Raw genomic sequence first — 15,199 nt, 5'->3', positions numbered from 1 at the left:
TGCGCCGAGCGAGGGCGGGGTGAACACGCGGTCCACCGGGAGAGCCCCCCGCGGATCGGCCCTCAGCTCATCAGCGCGCCGGCGACACAGGCCGTCGAGAAATTGGCCAGGGTCGCGGCGACCAGGGCCCGGACGCCGAGCTCGGCGATGTCCTTGCGGCGGCTGGGGACCAGCGCTCCGAGCCCGCCGATCTGGATGCCGATGCTCGACACGTTGGCGAAGCCACAGACCGCGAAGATAGCGATCGCGTTCGAGCGCGGGCTGATCTGATCGGCGACGGCACGCAGGTCACCGAAGGCGATCAGCTCGTTGAGGATCGTCCGCGTCCCGAGCACCGCGCCGACCTCCTGGCAGTCGGCCCAGGGCACGCCCATCAGCCAGGCGATCGGCGCGAGCAGCCAGCCCAGGATCATCTGCAAGGTCAGCGGCTCCCCGCCGGGCGTCCAGGGGATGGCACCGAGGCCGCCATTGATCAGCGAGACCAGAGCGATGAAGGCGATCAGCATGGCGCCGACGTTGACCGCGAGCTTGAGCCCGTCGGAGGTCCCGGCCGCGGCGGCGAGCAGCAAGTTGGAGTCCTCGGGCTTGCTGAGCTCGAAGGAGCCTTCACCGAGGGTCTCGGGCTCTTCCTCCTCGGGGATCATCAGCTTGGCCATGACCACGCAGGCGGGCGCCGTCATGGCCACGGCCGCGAGCAGGAACTTCATCTCGACCTGGCCGATCGCCACGTAGGCCGAGAGGATCGCCCCCGAGACCGTGGCCATGCCGCTGACCATGACCAAGAACAGCTCGCTGCGCGTGAGCTTGGCGAGGAAGGGACGGATGGTCAGTGGTGCTTCGGTCTGACCCATGAACACCGCGGCGCCCACGGACAGCGACTCGGCCCCGCTCGTGCCCATGGTCTTGACCATGATCTTGGCGAGCACGCCGACGATCAGCTGCATGACACCGAGGTGATAGAGGACGGCGAAGAGCGCGGCCACGAACACGATGGTCGGCAAGATCTGAAACGCAAACACCACGCCGAGATTGGACGCTCCGCCACCCTGGACACCGAGGTCGCCGAAGACGAAGGCCGATCCCGCGTAGGAGTGGGCCAATATCGCCGTCACGAAGTTGGCGAGCTTCTCGAGCGCCCACTTCCCCCAGGGCACCCACAACAGGACCGCTGCGAGCGCCCACTGGGAGCCGACGCCCCACAGCAAGACGCGCAGATCGACCTTCTTGCGGTTGCTCGAAAACGCAAAGGCGACGCCGAGCATGACCAGGGCGCCGAGGACCGAGACGAGCCGATGGATTCCCAAGGCCGGGCCATGCTACGGCACCCCGCCTCGCGGTTGGGCTCGATCATCGAGCGCTTTTTGCGCCCGAGACCACCTTTGAACCGAAGAGGGCCGAAGATGATCTCGAGGACAGCCGCTCGAGCTCGCCCTCGCGCGGATCCCCTGCGGTCGAAGCGCGGCTTCGCACCCGGCGAATCAGGCGATTTGGCGGGCTTTTCTGCTACCGTCGGGTGCGTGTCCGACACGCACACCGACGATGCGACGCTCGCCGTGCGCTCGCCGCTCTCCGTAGGTGAGTTGTTCGCTGGGCGCTACGAGATCGAGCGCGTGCTCGGCCGCGGTGGCATGGGCTCGGTGTTCCGTGTCCACGACCGCGAGGTCGGCGAGGTCGTGGCGCTCAAACTCCTCGACATCATGAGCGCCACCCCGGAGGTGATCGATCGCTTCCGCCGCGAGGTCCGACTCGCCCGCAGGGTCACCCACCGCAACGTCGCCCGCACCTACGATCTCGGCGAGTTCCAGGGCTGGCGCTTCTTGACCATGGAGTACGTCGACGGCGAGAGCCTGCGGACCTTCCTGGCCCGCAACCGGCCGTCTCACGCCCGCGCCATCGACTTCGCGCGACAGATCGCCGAGGGCCTCGCGGCCGCCCACCAAGCCGGCGTGATCCACCGCGACCTCAAGCCCGCCAACGTGATGCTCGAGCGCAGCGGCCGAGTGGTGCTCACGGACTTCGGCATCGCGCGGGCGCTCCAGGGCAACGACGCGACCTTGCAGACCGGCGGGCTGCTGGGCACCCCGGCCTATATGGCGCCCGAGCAGATCTCTGGCGACCGCGTGGGCGCGCCGGCCGACATCTACGCCCTCGGGCTGATCCTCTTCGAGATGCTCACCGGTCGCCTGCCCTTCTCGGGCGACACGGCCATGGCCATGGCCATGGCCCGCATCAACCACCCGCTGCCCGATCTCCGCACCCAGACCGACGTCCCGCCCGAGCTCGTCGGCGTGCTCGAGGGCTGCCTGGCCCGGGGCAGCGAGCGGCGGATCATCAACGCCGCCGAGGTCGTCGAGCGCCTGGCGAGCAGCGCCGTCGACTTTGGTCGCGACGACGGCCCGCTGAGTCTGGCCACGATCAACGTCGACACCAACATCTCGGCGCTGCCGCCGGCCCCACGCACGACGGCGCTGACCAGCGTGTCGACGCCGACGACGACCACCTCGGGCCGCGCCCTGGCCGTGCTCCCCTTCCGCTACCGCGGCCCCGAGGCCGAGCTCTACATCGCCGAGGCGCTCAGCGACGAGCTCATCGACGTGCTCTCGACCATGCGCGGGCTCAAGGTCTCGGGCAGCGGGGCCACGGCCCGCTTCGCCGAGGCCGGCAGCCGCGACCCGCGGACCATCGGCCGCGAGCTCGGCGTCGACGTGATCGTCGACGGCACGGTGCAGCTCGCCGGCAAGCGCGTGCGGATCTCGGCGCGGCTGCTCGACGTCGGCAGCGGCTTTCAGCTGTGGAGCGAGCGCTACGACGGCCCGCTCTCCGACGTGTTCGAGCTCCAGGACAAGATGGGCAAGCGCATCGCCGAGGCCCTGCGCCTGAAGCTCGAGGACATCGCCCACCGCGGCGAGGCCCCGGCCGACGCCGTCGAGACCTACCTGCGCGCGCGCCAGCTCGCCCGCGCGTGGGACTGGAAGGGGCCCAAGGGCGCGGTCGTCTGCTACGAGCAGACCCTCGCCCTCGCCCCCGAGTTCAAGCCGGCGCTCTCGGGCTACGCGATCGCCTGCCTGCGCGCATGGTTCGTGCCCCGCGACCTCGCCGACGAGCCCGACTGGCGCGCCAAGGCAGACGCCGCCGTCGCCAAGGCCCTCGAGCTCGCCCCCGAGCTCGCGGAGACCCAGCTGGCTGCGGCCATGCACGCCGTCCACCACGGCGAGTATCGCTCGGCGGCCGGCTACCTCGCCGCCTCGCTGCGCATCGCCCCGACCTACGCCGCCGCTCACGAGTACCTCGGGCGCCTGCAGCTCGAGGCCGGGCGCCCCGAGCAGGGCGTCGGCCACCTCGAGTTCGCCCTCGAGCTCGACCCCAGCTTGGTCTTCGTGCTCCCGGACATCGCCCGTTACAAGGCGCTGCGCGGCGACGCCGAGGGCTTCGCCGCCCAGATGGCTCGCTTCGCCGAGGTCACCGGCGCGCGCCCGGAGATGCGCGCCATCATGCTCGACATCCGCGCCAGCACCTGGCTCGACGATCGCCAGCGCGTCGATCAGGCCCACCAGATCCTGCTCGAGCACATCCCCGAGGCCTCGCTGACCAGCGGCTTCGCGCGGATGATGGCCAGCGAGGCCGTGAGCGAGGACGAGCTGCGCGAGAACCTCCAGCACGTGTGCGCCGCGGCCCCAAACCCGCGCTTCACCTCCATGGTCCGCCAGTTCGCCGCCGAGGTCGCGGCGCGCCACGGCTTCGACGACCTCGCCCTCGAGATCATGCAGGAGGCCGCGGAGAGCGTGCTCGTCGATCTCGACTGGCTCGAGCACTGCCCGCTCTTCGATCGCCTGCGCGCGCGCCTGGCCTTCGAGGGCATCCGCGCCCTGGTCCGCAGCCGCGCCGAGGCCATCTGGGTCACGCCGCGGATCAACAGCCGAGACTGAGCTGGCCGCTCGCCGCGTCCGCGCTACACTGCGCCGTCATGGACGACCTCGTCGTCAACGACACGCTGAGCATCCCCGCGCGGGAGCTCTCGTGGACGGCCTCGACCGCCGGTGGGCCCGGCGGCCAGCACGTCAACAAGGTCTCCACCAAGGTCTTGCTGCGCTGGGATCTGCCCCGCTCCCAGGTCCTGCCGGCCTGGGCGCGCGAGCGCCTGCGGAGCATGGCCGGGCGCCGCTTCGACGCCGAGGGCTGCGTGCTCGTCAGCTGCGCCGCGACCCGCAGCCAGGACCGCAACCTCGAGCTCGCCCGCGAGCGCCTGGCACAGCTCGTCACCGAGGCCCTCGACCGGCCCAAGCGCCGGCGCCCGACCAAGCCCAGCCGGGCGGCCAAGGCCCGGCGAGTCGCGGCCAAGCGCCGCCAGAGCCAGAAAAAGGCAGGCCGCGGGCCCGTGCACGAAGGCTGAGCTGCCCGCGCAGCATTCGCCCTCGTGGGCGTGCGACCATCGCCGCATGGACCCGGCCCCGTCCACCCGCAAGGGTCTCGACGCCCGCGCCAACCGGGCCTTCGCTCTGGGTGCGCTGCTCAACGTCGGCTACGTCATCGCCGAGTTCAGCTACGGCGTGCTCGCCGACTCCGTCGCGCTGCTCGCCGACGCGGCCCACAACCTCGGCGATGTGCTCGGGCTGCTGCTCGCCTGGGGCGCCGCCTGGCTGGCGACGCGCTCCCCCACTGGCCGCCGAACCTACGGCCTGCGCAAGTCCACGGTCCTCGCCGCCCTCGCCAACGCCCTGCTGTTGATCGCGGCCACCGGGGCGCTGACCTGGGAGGCCATCGAGCGCATCACCTCCCCCGCGCCGGCCCAGGCCAGGCTGATGATGCTCGTGGCCGGCATCGGCGTGGTCATCAACACCCTCAGCGCCTGGCTGCTCCACCGCAGCGGCCGCGGCCACGGCCACGGTCACCACGACCACGATCACCACGACCACGATCACCACGACCACGATCATCACGGCCACGAGGACCTCAACATGCGCGGCGCCGTGCTCCACATGGCCGCCGACGCGGCCGTGTCCGTCGGGGTGGTGATCGCCGGCGCGCTCCTGGCCTGGACCGGCTGGGCCTGGCTCGACCCCGCGGTCAGCCTGATCATCGCGGCCGTGATCCTCGTCGGGACGTGGTCGCTGCTGCGCGAGGCCATCGAGCTCGCCCTGGACGCGGCCCCTCGGCACATCGATCTCGACGCCGTGCGCGGGTACCTCAGCAGCCAAGCGGGTGTCCTCGCGCTCCACGATCTCCACGTCTGGGCCCTGGGCACCACGGAGGTCGCGCTCACCGTTCACCTGGTCGTGGACCAGCCCGAGCGCGCGCAGACCTTGCTACGAACAACCGGGCGCGAGCTCGAGAAGCGCTTTGGCATCGCGCACACGACCTTGCAGCTCGAGCCGCCAGACATCGACTGTTCGCAGCGCTGCGAGTGATCTCGCTGACCCAGCGGGCGCCGAGCCCCGCTGGCGTCCATGGCACGTTATGCTCCCGCGCCATGAATGCCCTCGACATCTACCTGCTGTGCACGGTGGCCCTCGCCTGCAACCTGTGGTTCCTGACCTTCGCCACGGGCTTCTTCCGCGCCAAGACCAAGACCTTCGTCAACGCCGAAGACGCCAAGGCCTTCGAGGGCAAGCTCGACGCGCAGGAGGTCGAGCCGGTCTTGCGCGTGCAGGCGGCCCACCGCAACGCCCTCGAGAGCATCCCGCTGTTCTTGATCCTCGGCTTCCTCTACGTGCAGACCAGCAGCCCGAGCACGACGGGCGCCATGGCCTACCTGATCTCCTTCACCGTGCTCCGCTGGCTGCACTCCATCGTCTACCTCAAGGGTCTCCAGCCCTGGCGCACGATCTTCTTTGGGCTCTCGGTGCTGGTGATGGTCGGGCTGGCGGTCCAGCTGGCGATCGCGGCGCTGAGCTGAGGCCACCGTGCACCGCCACGCGCCCTGCCCTCTCGCGCACCTCTGGCTCGGCCTCGGCCTGTGCTCGGCCTGCGCCGCGCCGCCCACCACCACGCGCTGCACCGACACCCCGCCCGCGGCCGTGACGAACGCTGCCCAGGCGCGAGACGCCGCCGAGGACCCCGCCGCCAGGATCACGACCGGCGCTCCCCTGCCCGCCGACGCCGGCGTCCCGGCGCCCCCCGGCGAGCAGCGCTGGCTGGCGAGCGACCCCCACGTGCCCTTCTTCTCGCTTCGCCCCGACGAAGACGGCGGCTCGAGGATCCACGCCCACGAGCCCGAAGACTGCACAGGCTGGGCCGTGCCAGGCTCGCGCTGGCACGCCGTGGGCCGCCACGGCGCGCTCGTCGGTGCGTTCGTGCTCACTGGCGGCGAGGGCTACGACGTCACCAATTGCTACGAGCTCGGCTTCGAGCGCGAGAGCGGTGAGCTCGGCAGCGGCCTGCTGGTCACCGGCGCCTACCAAGCCCCCGCGCGCTCGCTCGCCTGGACGCCCAGCGCCGCCGAGCGCACCGCCCTCGCCGGCCGCGTGGCCGAGATCGACGGCCTCTTCGAGGTGCCAGCCCACGCCGATCCTCCGCCCGCCCTCGCCGAGCGCAGCCTGGCCTTCGTCCGCGCCGACATCGAGGGCGAGCGCGAGGGCGACTCGACGCGCTGGATCGCCGTTGGTGGCCGGTGGTTCGGGCTGTTCTCGCTCGAGCCCGAGCGCGCCGACCCGGCCCCACGCTGGCGCCTGCGCTACCTCGACGCCGAGCTCGCCGTCCATGGCTTCGTCCCGCCCATGGCCTACACGCCCCTGGCGGCCATCGACGCCGACGGCGACGGCGATCCCGAGCTCGTCGTCCACCGCAGCGACGGGCCGTCCTGGGATGACCTGCTGCTGATCCCCGGTGGCACGAGCTACGACGAGGGGCCCATGAGCACCGGCGGCGCGACGATCTGATCCGCGGCGATCCGAGCTGAGCCGCCCCGCTCAGATCCGGCCGACGAAGTGCGTCCCCGCCTGGCCCTCGAGGGCCTCGCGCAGGTGCTCGGCGTCGGTGATCAAGCCGCGCCGACCGCCGCGCTCCAAGAAGCCGTAGATCGCCTCGACCTTGGGCCCCATGGAGCCCTTGGGGAAGTGACCCGCGTCGATGTAGCGCCGGCACTCGGCCATGGTCACGGCCCCGAGGCGGCGCTCGTTGGGGCCGCCAAAGTCGAGGTAGACGCCGTCGACGGCGGTGAGGATGACCAGGAGATCGGCGCCCACGTCCGTGGCCAGCACGCTCGAGGTCAGGTCCTTGTCGATCACCGCCTCGATGCCCACGTAGTCCCCGGACTCGGGCTCCTTGACGCAGGGCACCCCGCCGCCGCCGGCCGCGATGACCAGGTGCCCCGCGAGCGCGGCCTCGCGGATCATGTGGCGCTGGATCACCTTGACCGGCCGCGGCGAGGGCACGACCCGCCGCCAGCCTCGCTGCCCGTCCTGCCCGATCTCCCAGCCCCACTGCGCCGCCCGCTGCTCGGCGACCGCCTGCGTCATCGCTGGACCCACGGGCTTGGTCGGCGTGGCGAAGGCCGGGTCCTCGGCGTCGACGATCACCTGCGTGACGACCGTGACCACGTAGCGCCGCAGCGAACGGGCGCGCAGCTCGTTGAGCAAGGCGCGCTGGAGCAGGTAGCCCAAGCTGCCCTCGGTCTGGGCGACGAGGGCGTCGAGGGGCTGCGCCGGCACCCGCTCGCGCGAGCGCTCGACCTGCTCGAGCAGATCGCCGACCTGCGGCCCGTTGCCGTGGGTGAGCACCAGGTTGTAGCCGCGCTCGACGAGCTGCATGAGCTCGGCGCAGATCCGCCGGGCGTTTTGCGTGGACTCGGCGTAGGTCCCTCGCTGACCCGGCTGCATGAAGGCGTGCCCGCCCATGGCCACGACCGCGGTCGGCGTCGACATGTCCGAACGCGTCCCCTCCCCTCGATTCACGACATCCATCATCCATAGCCTAGGGCGGCAGTCTGCTCGAAGCCACGTCCCCCGGAGACACCCCACCTCCGGCTCGGTCCGCACGACCTGGGACCGCGCTCGAATGTTCACACCTGCGACGCCGCAGACGCCCCCGCGTCCGGAGCACGCTGGTCGCCCCCACCTCGATGGGCCATGATAGCGGCGATGAGTGACGTCGACCCTGGCCGCTGGATCGCCCTCGAAGACCGCTACGCCGCCCACAACTATCACCCGCTGGACGTCGTCTTGACCCGCGGCGAGGGGCCGTGGGTGTGGGACTTGGAGGGCAAGCGCTACCTCGACTGCCTGGCCGCCTACTCGGCCGTCAACCAGGGCCACAACCATCCGCGCATCGTCACCGCGCTGATCGAGCAGGCCAAGCAGCTCGCCTTGACCTCGCGAGCCTTTCGCAACGATCGCTTTGGGCCGCTGTGCAAGCAGCTCAGCGAGCTCAGCGGCTACGAGCGCGTGCTGATGATGAACAGCGGCGCCGAGGCCGTCGAGACGGCGATCAAGGCCGCGCGCAAGTGGGGCTACGAGGTCAAGGGCGTGCCCGCCGGCGCGGCCAAGATCGTGGTCTGCGAGGGCAACTTCCACGGACGGACCACGACGATCGTCGGCTTCTCCACGGACGAGGGCGCGCGCGGAGGCTTTGGCCCCTTCACCCCGGGCTTCGAGGTCGTCCGCTACGGCGATCTCGACGCGGCCCAGCGGGTGTTCTCGGAGCAGGGCGAGGCGATCGTCGCGGTGCTCGTCGAGCCCGTGCAGGGTGAAGGCGGCGTGATCATCCCGCCGGCCGACTACCTCCCGGGCCTGCGTACGCTGTGCGACGAGCATCGCGCCTTGCTGATCTGCGACGAGATCCAGTCCGGCCTCGGGCGCTGCGGCGCGCTCTTTGCCCACAGCCTCAGCGGCGTGCGAGCCGACGGCGTGACCATCGGCAAGGCCCTGTCCGGCGGCCTCTACCCCGTCTCGGCCTTCCTCGCCGACGCCGCCGTCATGGACGTGTTCACCCCGGGCACCCACGGCTCGACCTACGGCGGCAACCCGCTGGCCTGCGCCGTCGCCGAGGCGGCCCTCGGCGTGCTCGTCGACGAGCAGCTGATCTCGCGCTCGGCCGAGCTCGGCGCGTGGATGCGCGACGAGCTCGAGGCCCTGCGCTCGCCGCATATCAAGGCGCTGCGCGCCATCGGCCTGTGGTACGGCATCGAACTCCACCCCGAGGCCGGCGGCGCCCGGCGCTTTTGCGAGGCCCTCCAGCGCGAGGGCATCCTCTGCAAGGAGACCCACACCCACACGATCCGCCTGGCGCCGCCCCTCGTCGTCGAGAAGGCCGATCTCGAGTGGGCCCTCGCCCGTCTGCGCGCCGTGCTCGGCGGCTGAGCCCGGCGCGGCCTGATCTCCTGCGCTCAGATCAGACCAGATCAGATCAGATCAGCGACACACGCCAGCCACACACTGCCCGAACTCGCAGTTCTCGTCCGAGAAGCACTCCTCCAGGGCCATGCCCAGGGCCTCGCTCTCGGCGCTGAGCAGCTGGGTCTTCGCCGGCTCGTCGGGGACGCTCGACCAGACCTCGACCTCGTCGGCGAAGCGCACGTAGAGCACGTGGCTCGAGCTGTAGATCAGCTCCGCGGGCTCGCCCTCGGCCGCGTAGAGGATGTTGTTGGCGAGGCCGAGGTTGTCGATGTCGTGGATGCGGATCACCCCGGAGTCGATGATGAAGAGCAGATCCTTCCAGCTGTATAGGCCCCCGGGGTTGAAGAGGCCGTCGAGTGTGGCCTCTGGCTCGGGGTTGCCCGCGGACACGGTCTCCGCGTCGTAGATCGCCAGCTTGGGCTCGCCGAATTGCGAGATCACCAGCTTGTCGCCGGCGACGATCAGGTCGTTGGCGTAGATCAGCGGCAAGCTCTCGTCGAAGTCGGCGTCGATGCCCACGCGGGTCGACGCCTGCTCCCAGATCCACAGCTGGGACCCGCTCGCCACGAAGGCGCGATCGCTGCCCTCGTGGATCGCCCCGAGCACGGCGAGGCCGCTGGGGATCTCGAGCAAGGCGTCGGCGACGCTGCCAGCGTCGATCTCACCGGCGTCTTCGAAGTGCACCATCCCCGCCTCGGTCACCATCCACAGCCCGCCCCCGGTGTCGCTGCGCATGGTGGTCCGCTCGGAGATCCAGCCGTCGTAGACAGCCCCCGAGGGCACCACCACGCTGGGCGCCGCGCCGTCTTCGAGAGCCTCGAGCGGTTCGAAGATCCGCAGGCCCCCGTTCAGATCCGCCGTGAACACGCGCTGACCAACGACCACGCTGTCGAGGAACACGCTCGTGCCGAAGCTGAGATCCGGGTCCGGGACGAAGACGTCGGAGAGCGCGGGATCGACCCAGGCCCGCGCCCCGGAGGCCGAGCTCAGCACCAAGCGCTCCGGCACCGGGATGAAGGCGCCGCCGCTATCCTCGTGACCGTCGGTGCTGCTCTCACCGTGGTCATCGGTGCTGCCACCGCTGTGGTCATCCGTGCTCTCCTCCGTGCTCTCCTCCTCCCCGCTGCCGCTCTCCCCCTCGACCCCCGAGCTCCCGCTCTCGACCTCGGTCTCCGAGCTCCCGCTCTCGACCTCGGTCTCCGAGCTCCCGCTCTCGGCCTCCGAGCTCCCGTCCTGGTCTCCGCTGCTCCCGTCCTGGTCTCCGCTGCTCTCATCCTGATCCCCGCTGCTCTCGTCCTGATCCCCGCTGCTCTCATCTTGCGACCCGCCGCCGCTCTCTTCTTCGTTGCCCGAGCTCCCGACCTCGTCAGTGTCCTCGCTCGCGCCCTCGCTCCCCTGCCCGAGTTCGTCGTCTCCAAAGGAGTCTCCGCACCCTGTGACAGAGAAAATTAGGCAGAGTGCGAGATGCGATCGAAGTGCAAAAAGCGTATTGAGAGACACGCTAAAATCTAGCAACCCCCTCTCATTTTGGTACACGAGGTGCCGAAAAACATTGTCCAGACACCAGGTCGAGCAAAATACGCAAACCCTCGGTGGCTGATGGACAGCCAGCGAGGGCGATATCGACCGGCATCGACGCGCCGGTCATTCAGACACCAAAAACTCGAGCTCAGGCCTTGGGCTTGGCCCAGGGATCTTCGATGCCCGCGTCCTCGAGGAGGACCCGCAGCAGATCCGAGCGGGAGCGCGCGCCCGTACGCGCGAGCACCTGCGACACGTGATACTTGACCGTGCGCTTGGTGCAGCCGAGGAGCTCGGCGATGATCGCGTCGGTGTCGCCCCACAGCAGGCGCCAGGCCGTGATGGTCTGCACCGGGCTGAGGCCAGCGACGAACTGCAGGCGCGCGAGGGCGTGGCGGATGTCGAACTCGATCGGCTGGGTCTGCAGCCGGAGCATCACGTCCTCTTCACTGGTGACCGCAGAATCACCGCCCTTTTGACCCAAGGCGACGCGCCAGGCCTGCGTGGCCCTGACGGTATTGCCAATGCCGGCCAACAGGCCCGCGTCCTCGACAGGTTTTTGAATGTAGCCATGCGCCCCGGCGCTCATCAGCTGCGCGGGGACCTCTTCGTCGTCTTGACCGGTGACGACCAGCGCCTTGGTCAGCGGCTTGTTGTCGAGGAGCACCGGGACGATGTCGAGGGCGGTGCCGTCGGGCAGCGAGAAGTCGAGCAGGGCCGCGTCGAAGTCACCTTGCTCGCCAATTGCGACCAACGCCTCCGCCTTCGTGGGGCAGCCGACGACGTCGTAGCCCGCGCCCTTGAGGGTGCGCAGGTACATCTCGAGCACGACGTCCATGTCCTCGACGACGAGGATCCTGGGCTTGGCTCGCGAAGCGCGGCCGAGATTGGGCGGAATGTCGGGGATCCAACGGTTGGCCGAGTCAATGTCGCTCACGTGAACCTCGAGTCTACCTTGCAAGATGGCGCGCTTTGTGTCCACGCCCACGTGCTTCAAAAGGCGCTATTGCCGTGAAGCCAAAGGGCAGACCCCCAAGAGGGGTTTGTGCGCTCACTCGCAGGTATGAGAGCATACACCAGCGGTGGCCTGTGCCCCAAGTTTGGGGGCACTTTAGCTGTCAAAAACGGGTCAGATCGACGAAGCGTTGGTACCGAGCGCCAATGTCCTCGGCCGAGAGCCCGCGCAGGGTGTCATAGGAGAAGCCCTGAACGCTGTAGCTGGCCATGGTCGAGCCCCAGATCACGGCCTCGCGGACGCTCTGCGCCGAGAGATCGCCAGCCCGCGCGAGGTGGGCCATGAAGCCGCCCGCGCGAGGTGGGCCATGAAGCCGCCCGCGAAGCTATCCCCTGCGCCTGTGGGATCGATGACGTCATCCAGTGGCAGCGCCGGCGCGGCGAACAGGCTGTCCTCTGGACCAAAGCACAGCGCACCGTACTCACCGCGCTTGATGACCACAGTCTGCGGGCCGAGCTCGCGGATCTTGCGAGCGGCGCGGACGAGGTTGGTCTCGGCCGTCAGCTGCAACGCCTCCTCCTCGTTGACCGTGAGCACGTCGACGCGTGCCAGGACCTCGAGCAGTTTGTCGTGGGCGATGTCGATCCACAGGTTCATGGTGTCGAGGCCCACGAGCCGCGGCCGGCCGTTCATCTGCTCGAGCACGTCGAGCTGGAGGCTGGGCTGAATGTTGGCCAGGAACAGGAACTCGCTGTCGCGATAGCTGGCGGGCAGCTTGGGCGAGAAGTCCTCGAACACGTTGAGGTGCGTCTCGAGGGTGTCCCGCGAGTTCATGTTCTCGTGGTAGCGGCCCTTCCAGCGGAAGGTCTTGCCCTCGCTGCGCTCGAGGCCCTCGAGGTCGACCTCGGCGCCCTCGAGATCGGCGATCGCCGCGGCCGGGAAGTCCTGACCGACGATGCCCACGAGCTGCACCGGGCACAGCGGCGCGGCGGCCATGGAGAAGAAGACCGCGGCTCCACCGACGCTCTCCTCGCGCTCGGCCCTCGGCGTGATCACCCAGTCGACGGCGACGCTGCCGACGACCACCAGCTTGTTCTTGGCTTGCATGGCGACTTACTCAGTCTCTGTTTTTACTTGGCTCGCGAAGTGCGCTGAGCCGACTAGCGAAGGTAGTGCCCCACGATGAGCTCGAGGCGCTCGCGGGTGCTCGCGGGGATCCGCGCGGGATCCGTGATCAGTGCGCCCTCGATGGCCCGCGGCCAGGGCAGGTCGGCGCAGCGCTCCGGCAGCGCGCGCGCGAGGGCGAGGACGATCTTGCGCACCCGGGCGACGTTGGCCTGCATGACCGCGACCACGGCGTCGACGCTGACCTCCTCCTCGGACTGATGCCAGCAGTCATAGTCCGTGGCCGTGGCCAGCAGCGCGTAGGCGATCTCGGCCTCGCGGGCGAGCTTGGCCTCGGGCAGCGCCGTCATCCCGATGATGTTCGCGCCCCAGCTGCGGTAGAGCTCCGACTCGGCGCGGGTCGAGAAGGCGGGGCCCTCCATGACCACCAAGGTGCCCTCACGATGCAGGGCCACGCCCTCGGGCTCGTCGGCGAGCACGGCCTCGGCGGCGTCGAGCAGGCGGCCGCGCAGGGCCGCGTCCATGGGATCGCCGAACTGCACGTGGGCCACGCAGCCTTGGCCGAAGAAGCTGGTCTCGCGGGCTTTGGTGCGATCGATGAGCTGGTCGGGGATCACCGCGTGGCCGGGCGCGATGGCCTCGCGCAGCGAGCCCACGGCCGAGGCCGAGAGCAGGTGGGTCACGCCGAGCTGCTTGAGGCCGTGCACGTTGGCCCGGTAGTTGATCTCCCCGGGCAGCAGCAGGTGGCCGCGACCGTGGCGCGAGACGAACACCGTCTTCAGCGGAGGCGCGCCATCGCGGGGCAGCTTGCCCACGGTGAACGCCCCCGAGGGCGCGCCAAAGGGCGTGTCGAGGGTGACCTCTTCGAGGTCCTCGAGCTCGTCCATGGCGTAGAGGCCCGAACCACCGATGACCCCGAGGACGACCTCGGCGCGGGCTTCGGGAGAGGCGGGGTGTGGCGCGGATTGAGTCATCGCAGCGGCCAGAGACGGCGCCCCTTATAGCGGGCGCGCCCTCAGCTGTCGATGCGCGGGCTCGTGAGCTCCGCCCCCGGTATGAGCGCATCCGTGACTCGGCGAGGAGATCCGAGCGGCCAGCGGGCCCGTCGACTCCTCTGGAGCGCACACTAGAGCGGCTGATTGCCGCCCTAGGAGCCCGTGGTGGAACCCAGCGCGGCTCCTAGGCGTCGTTGAACACGGCCTCGAGGGTCGAGGCGCTCAGCAGACGGTCGAGGTAGCGGTCGAGTGCGTCCATGCCGGCCGCTTCGATATGCGCGGCGTAGGCCTCCGGGAGCGCGCCAAAGCGCGCTCGCAGCAGCCGGGCGAGCACCTGCGCGCGCGCCTGTTCTCGGCCCTGCTCCAGGCCCTGCTCCAAGCCTCGTTCCAGGCCCTGCTCCAGGCCCTGTTCCAGGCCCTCGGCCAGCCCCTGCTCTCGCCCTTCAGCCCTCAGTTGTTCAGCGATGGTCATCACGACCTCCTCGGTCTCGGGGATCTGCGCGACGATCGTCGCATAAAAGTCCTCGTAGCGCAGGTCCCCCGTGACCAGCGCGACGTAACGCAGCAAGCGTGCCACCGCAGACGCCCCGTTGGGGCTCTGCCAGGCCTCGTGAAATGCATCCACCCAGTCGGCCAGCCCCCGCAAGAGCCGCTCCGTGTCCCGCCCGTCGCGCAGCAGCCACAGCGCGAGCTTGGGGAAGGCGTCGAGCGCCCGCCGGCGCAGCGCCTCGTCGTCCACCTGGCGCAGATCGTCGACCAGCAAGGTGTAACCAGGCACGTGCGTCGCCAAGCTGGGGATGGTCTCGGGTCGCGGCGAGAACATCTCCCCCAGCGAGCGCGGCGCCGTCCAGCCTTCGGGGGCGTGGCTGAGTACCAGGGGGATCGTCATCGGCAGCGGCGCGCTGGGTCCGGCGCGGTGGCGATCCCAGACACGCAGGAGGTACTCGAGCATGCGCTTGGGCATGTCGGGGTCGTTGCTGCTCTGGTGCTCCAGCAGCAGATAGAGCAGCGCTCGCTCGCCGCTGCGCAGGCTCGCGGAGAAGAGCAGATCGCTGTGGCTGTCGGCGAGGGCACGGTCGACGAAGGACCCCGCCTCGGGGCTGAGCGTCCCCCAGGCGATGCTCGAGGCGAGGTCCTCGGGCAACATGCCGCGCAGCAAGCCCGCGGCGTGGCTCGGGTCCTCGAAGGCAGCCTTGAACAGGGCGTCGTGGGGTCGACTCGTCATCCTGGACCAAGCTGACACCACGCTCGATCCAAGTCGAGGCCGAGCGCCG

14 protein-coding genes are annotated in these 15,199 nt (G+C 69.9%); 6 read left to right on the top strand and 8 right to left on the bottom strand.

Going from position 1 to position 15,199, the window contains the following annotated elements:
• Positions 1-62 precede the first annotated feature (62 nt).
• Positions 63-1,304 carry a nucleoside transporter C-terminal domain-containing protein gene (locus G6O69_RS26050; protein ID WP_255215879.1) on the bottom strand — a complete coding sequence of 414 codons (1,242 nt, stop codon included), beginning with the start codon at positions 1,302-1,304 and terminating at the stop codon, positions 63-65.
• Positions 1,305-1,517: 213 nt separating this feature from the next.
• On the opposite strand from G6O69_RS26050, the gene G6O69_RS26045 reads away from it, so the two are divergent.
• The 5 genes from G6O69_RS26045 to G6O69_RS26025 all read left to right on the top strand — a co-directional run bounded on the left by G6O69_RS26045 (position 1,518) and on the right by G6O69_RS26025 (position 6,875).
• Positions 1,518-3,926, top strand: coding sequence for a protein kinase (locus G6O69_RS26045; RefSeq protein ID WP_346017083.1), 2,409 nt, complete (start codon positions 1,518-1,520; stop codon positions 3,924-3,926).
• A 38-nt stretch (positions 3,927-3,964) separates the two neighbouring features.
• Positions 3,965-4,390, top strand: a complete 426-nt coding sequence (gene arfB / locus G6O69_RS26040) for an alternative ribosome rescue aminoacyl-tRNA hydrolase ArfB (protein ID WP_172306204.1) — start codon at positions 3,965-3,967, stop codon at positions 4,388-4,390.
• A 46-nt stretch (positions 4,391-4,436) separates the two neighbouring features.
• Positions 4,437-5,405: a cation diffusion facilitator family transporter gene (locus tag G6O69_RS26035; protein ID WP_172306203.1), complete on the top strand. Its 969-nt coding sequence runs from the start codon at positions 4,437-4,439 to the stop codon at positions 5,403-5,405.
• Between the two features lie 62 nt (positions 5,406-5,467).
• Positions 5,468-5,893, top strand: coding sequence for an MAPEG family protein (locus G6O69_RS26030; protein ID WP_172306202.1), 426 nt, complete (start codon positions 5,468-5,470; stop codon positions 5,891-5,893).
• 7 nt (positions 5,894-5,900) lie between these two features.
• Complete coding sequence (locus tag G6O69_RS26025) at positions 5,901-6,875, top strand: hypothetical protein (RefSeq protein WP_172306201.1); 975 nt, start codon at positions 5,901-5,903, stop codon at positions 6,873-6,875.
• 30 nt (positions 6,876-6,905) lie between these two features.
• Here G6O69_RS26025 and G6O69_RS26020 read toward each other — a convergent pair whose 3' ends face one another.
• On the bottom strand, positions 6,906-7,859 hold the full coding sequence (locus tag G6O69_RS26020) for a carbamate kinase (protein WP_172306200.1): 954 nt from the start codon (positions 7,857-7,859) through the stop codon (positions 6,906-6,908).
• Positions 7,860-8,075: 216 nt separating this feature from the next.
• On the opposite strand from G6O69_RS26020, the gene rocD reads away from it, so the two are divergent.
• The gene (gene rocD / locus G6O69_RS26015; RefSeq protein ID WP_172306199.1) at positions 8,076-9,293 is read left to right on the top strand and encodes an ornithine--oxo-acid transaminase; all 1,218 of its coding nucleotides are present in this window, start codon (positions 8,076-8,078) and stop codon (positions 9,291-9,293) included.
• 51 nt (positions 9,294-9,344) lie between these two features.
• Here rocD and G6O69_RS26010 read toward each other — a convergent pair whose 3' ends face one another.
• From G6O69_RS26010 to G6O69_RS25990, 6 genes are all read right to left on the bottom strand, one after another.
• Entirely contained in the window at positions 9,345-10,829 is a 1,485-nt protein-coding gene (locus tag G6O69_RS26010; RefSeq protein WP_172306198.1) for a hypothetical protein, read from the bottom strand.
• A gap of 169 nt (positions 10,830-10,998) precedes the next feature.
• Positions 10,999-11,787 carry a response regulator transcription factor gene (locus G6O69_RS26005; RefSeq protein ID WP_172306197.1) on the bottom strand — a complete coding sequence of 263 codons (789 nt, stop codon included), beginning with the start codon at positions 11,785-11,787 and terminating at the stop codon, positions 10,999-11,001.
• A gap of 181 nt (positions 11,788-11,968) precedes the next feature.
• A complete protein-coding gene (locus G6O69_RS40590; protein ID WP_255215878.1) occupies positions 11,969-12,148 on the bottom strand; it encodes a hypothetical protein in 180 nt (59 codons plus the stop codon).
• Complete coding sequence (locus tag G6O69_RS26000) at positions 12,091-12,912, bottom strand: PfkB family carbohydrate kinase (protein WP_255215877.1); 822 nt, start codon at positions 12,910-12,912, stop codon at positions 12,091-12,093. The genes G6O69_RS40590 and G6O69_RS26000 overlap by 58 nt, the downstream gene beginning before the upstream one ends.
• A 53-nt stretch (positions 12,913-12,965) precedes the next feature.
• Positions 12,966-13,904: an S-methyl-5'-thioadenosine phosphorylase gene (gene mtnP, locus G6O69_RS25995; protein ID WP_172306196.1), complete on the bottom strand. Its 939-nt coding sequence runs from the start codon at positions 13,902-13,904 to the stop codon at positions 12,966-12,968.
• Positions 13,905-14,109: 205 nt separating this feature from the next.
• Positions 14,110-15,150 carry an Rpn family recombination-promoting nuclease/putative transposase gene (locus G6O69_RS25990; protein WP_172306195.1) on the bottom strand — a complete coding sequence of 347 codons (1,041 nt, stop codon included), beginning with the start codon at positions 15,148-15,150 and terminating at the stop codon, positions 14,110-14,112.
• Positions 15,151-15,199: the final 49 nt, after the last annotated feature.

The sequence above is a fragment of the Pseudenhygromyxa sp. WMMC2535 genome, from assembly GCF_011083025.2.
This window is presented reverse-complemented; position numbering and strand designations above follow the sequence as displayed.

Bases quoted from the DNA above. Each gene is read 5' to 3' on its own strand.
- arfB (WP_172306204.1), top strand. From the start codon at position 3,965: ATGGACGACCTCGTCGTCAACGACACGCTGAGCATCCCCGCGCGGGAG.
- G6O69_RS26035 (WP_172306203.1), top strand. From the start codon at position 4,437: ATGGACCCGGCCCCGTCCACCCGCAAGGGTCTCGACGCCCGCGCCAAC.
- G6O69_RS26030 (WP_172306202.1), top strand. From the start codon at position 5,468: ATGAATGCCCTCGACATCTACCTGCTGTGCACGGTGGCCCTCGCCTGC.
- G6O69_RS26020 (WP_172306200.1), bottom strand. From the start codon at position 7,859: ATGTCGACGCCGACCGCGGTCGTGGCCATGGGCGGGCACGCCTTCATG.
- rocD (WP_172306199.1), top strand. From the start codon at position 8,076: ATGAGTGACGTCGACCCTGGCCGCTGGATCGCCCTCGAAGACCGCTAC.
- G6O69_RS40590 (WP_255215878.1), bottom strand. From the start codon at position 12,148: ATGGCCCACCTCGCGCGGGCTGGCGATCTCTCGGCGCAGAGCGTCCGC.
- G6O69_RS26000 (WP_255215877.1), bottom strand. From the start codon at position 12,912: ATGCAAGCCAAGAACAAGCTGGTGGTCGTCGGCAGCGTCGCCGTCGAC.
- mtnP (WP_172306196.1), bottom strand. From the start codon at position 13,904: ATGACTCAATCCGCGCCACACCCCGCCTCTCCCGAAGCCCGCGCCGAG.
- G6O69_RS25990 (WP_172306195.1), bottom strand. From the start codon at position 15,150: ATGACGAGTCGACCCCACGACGCCCTGTTCAAGGCTGCCTTCGAGGAC.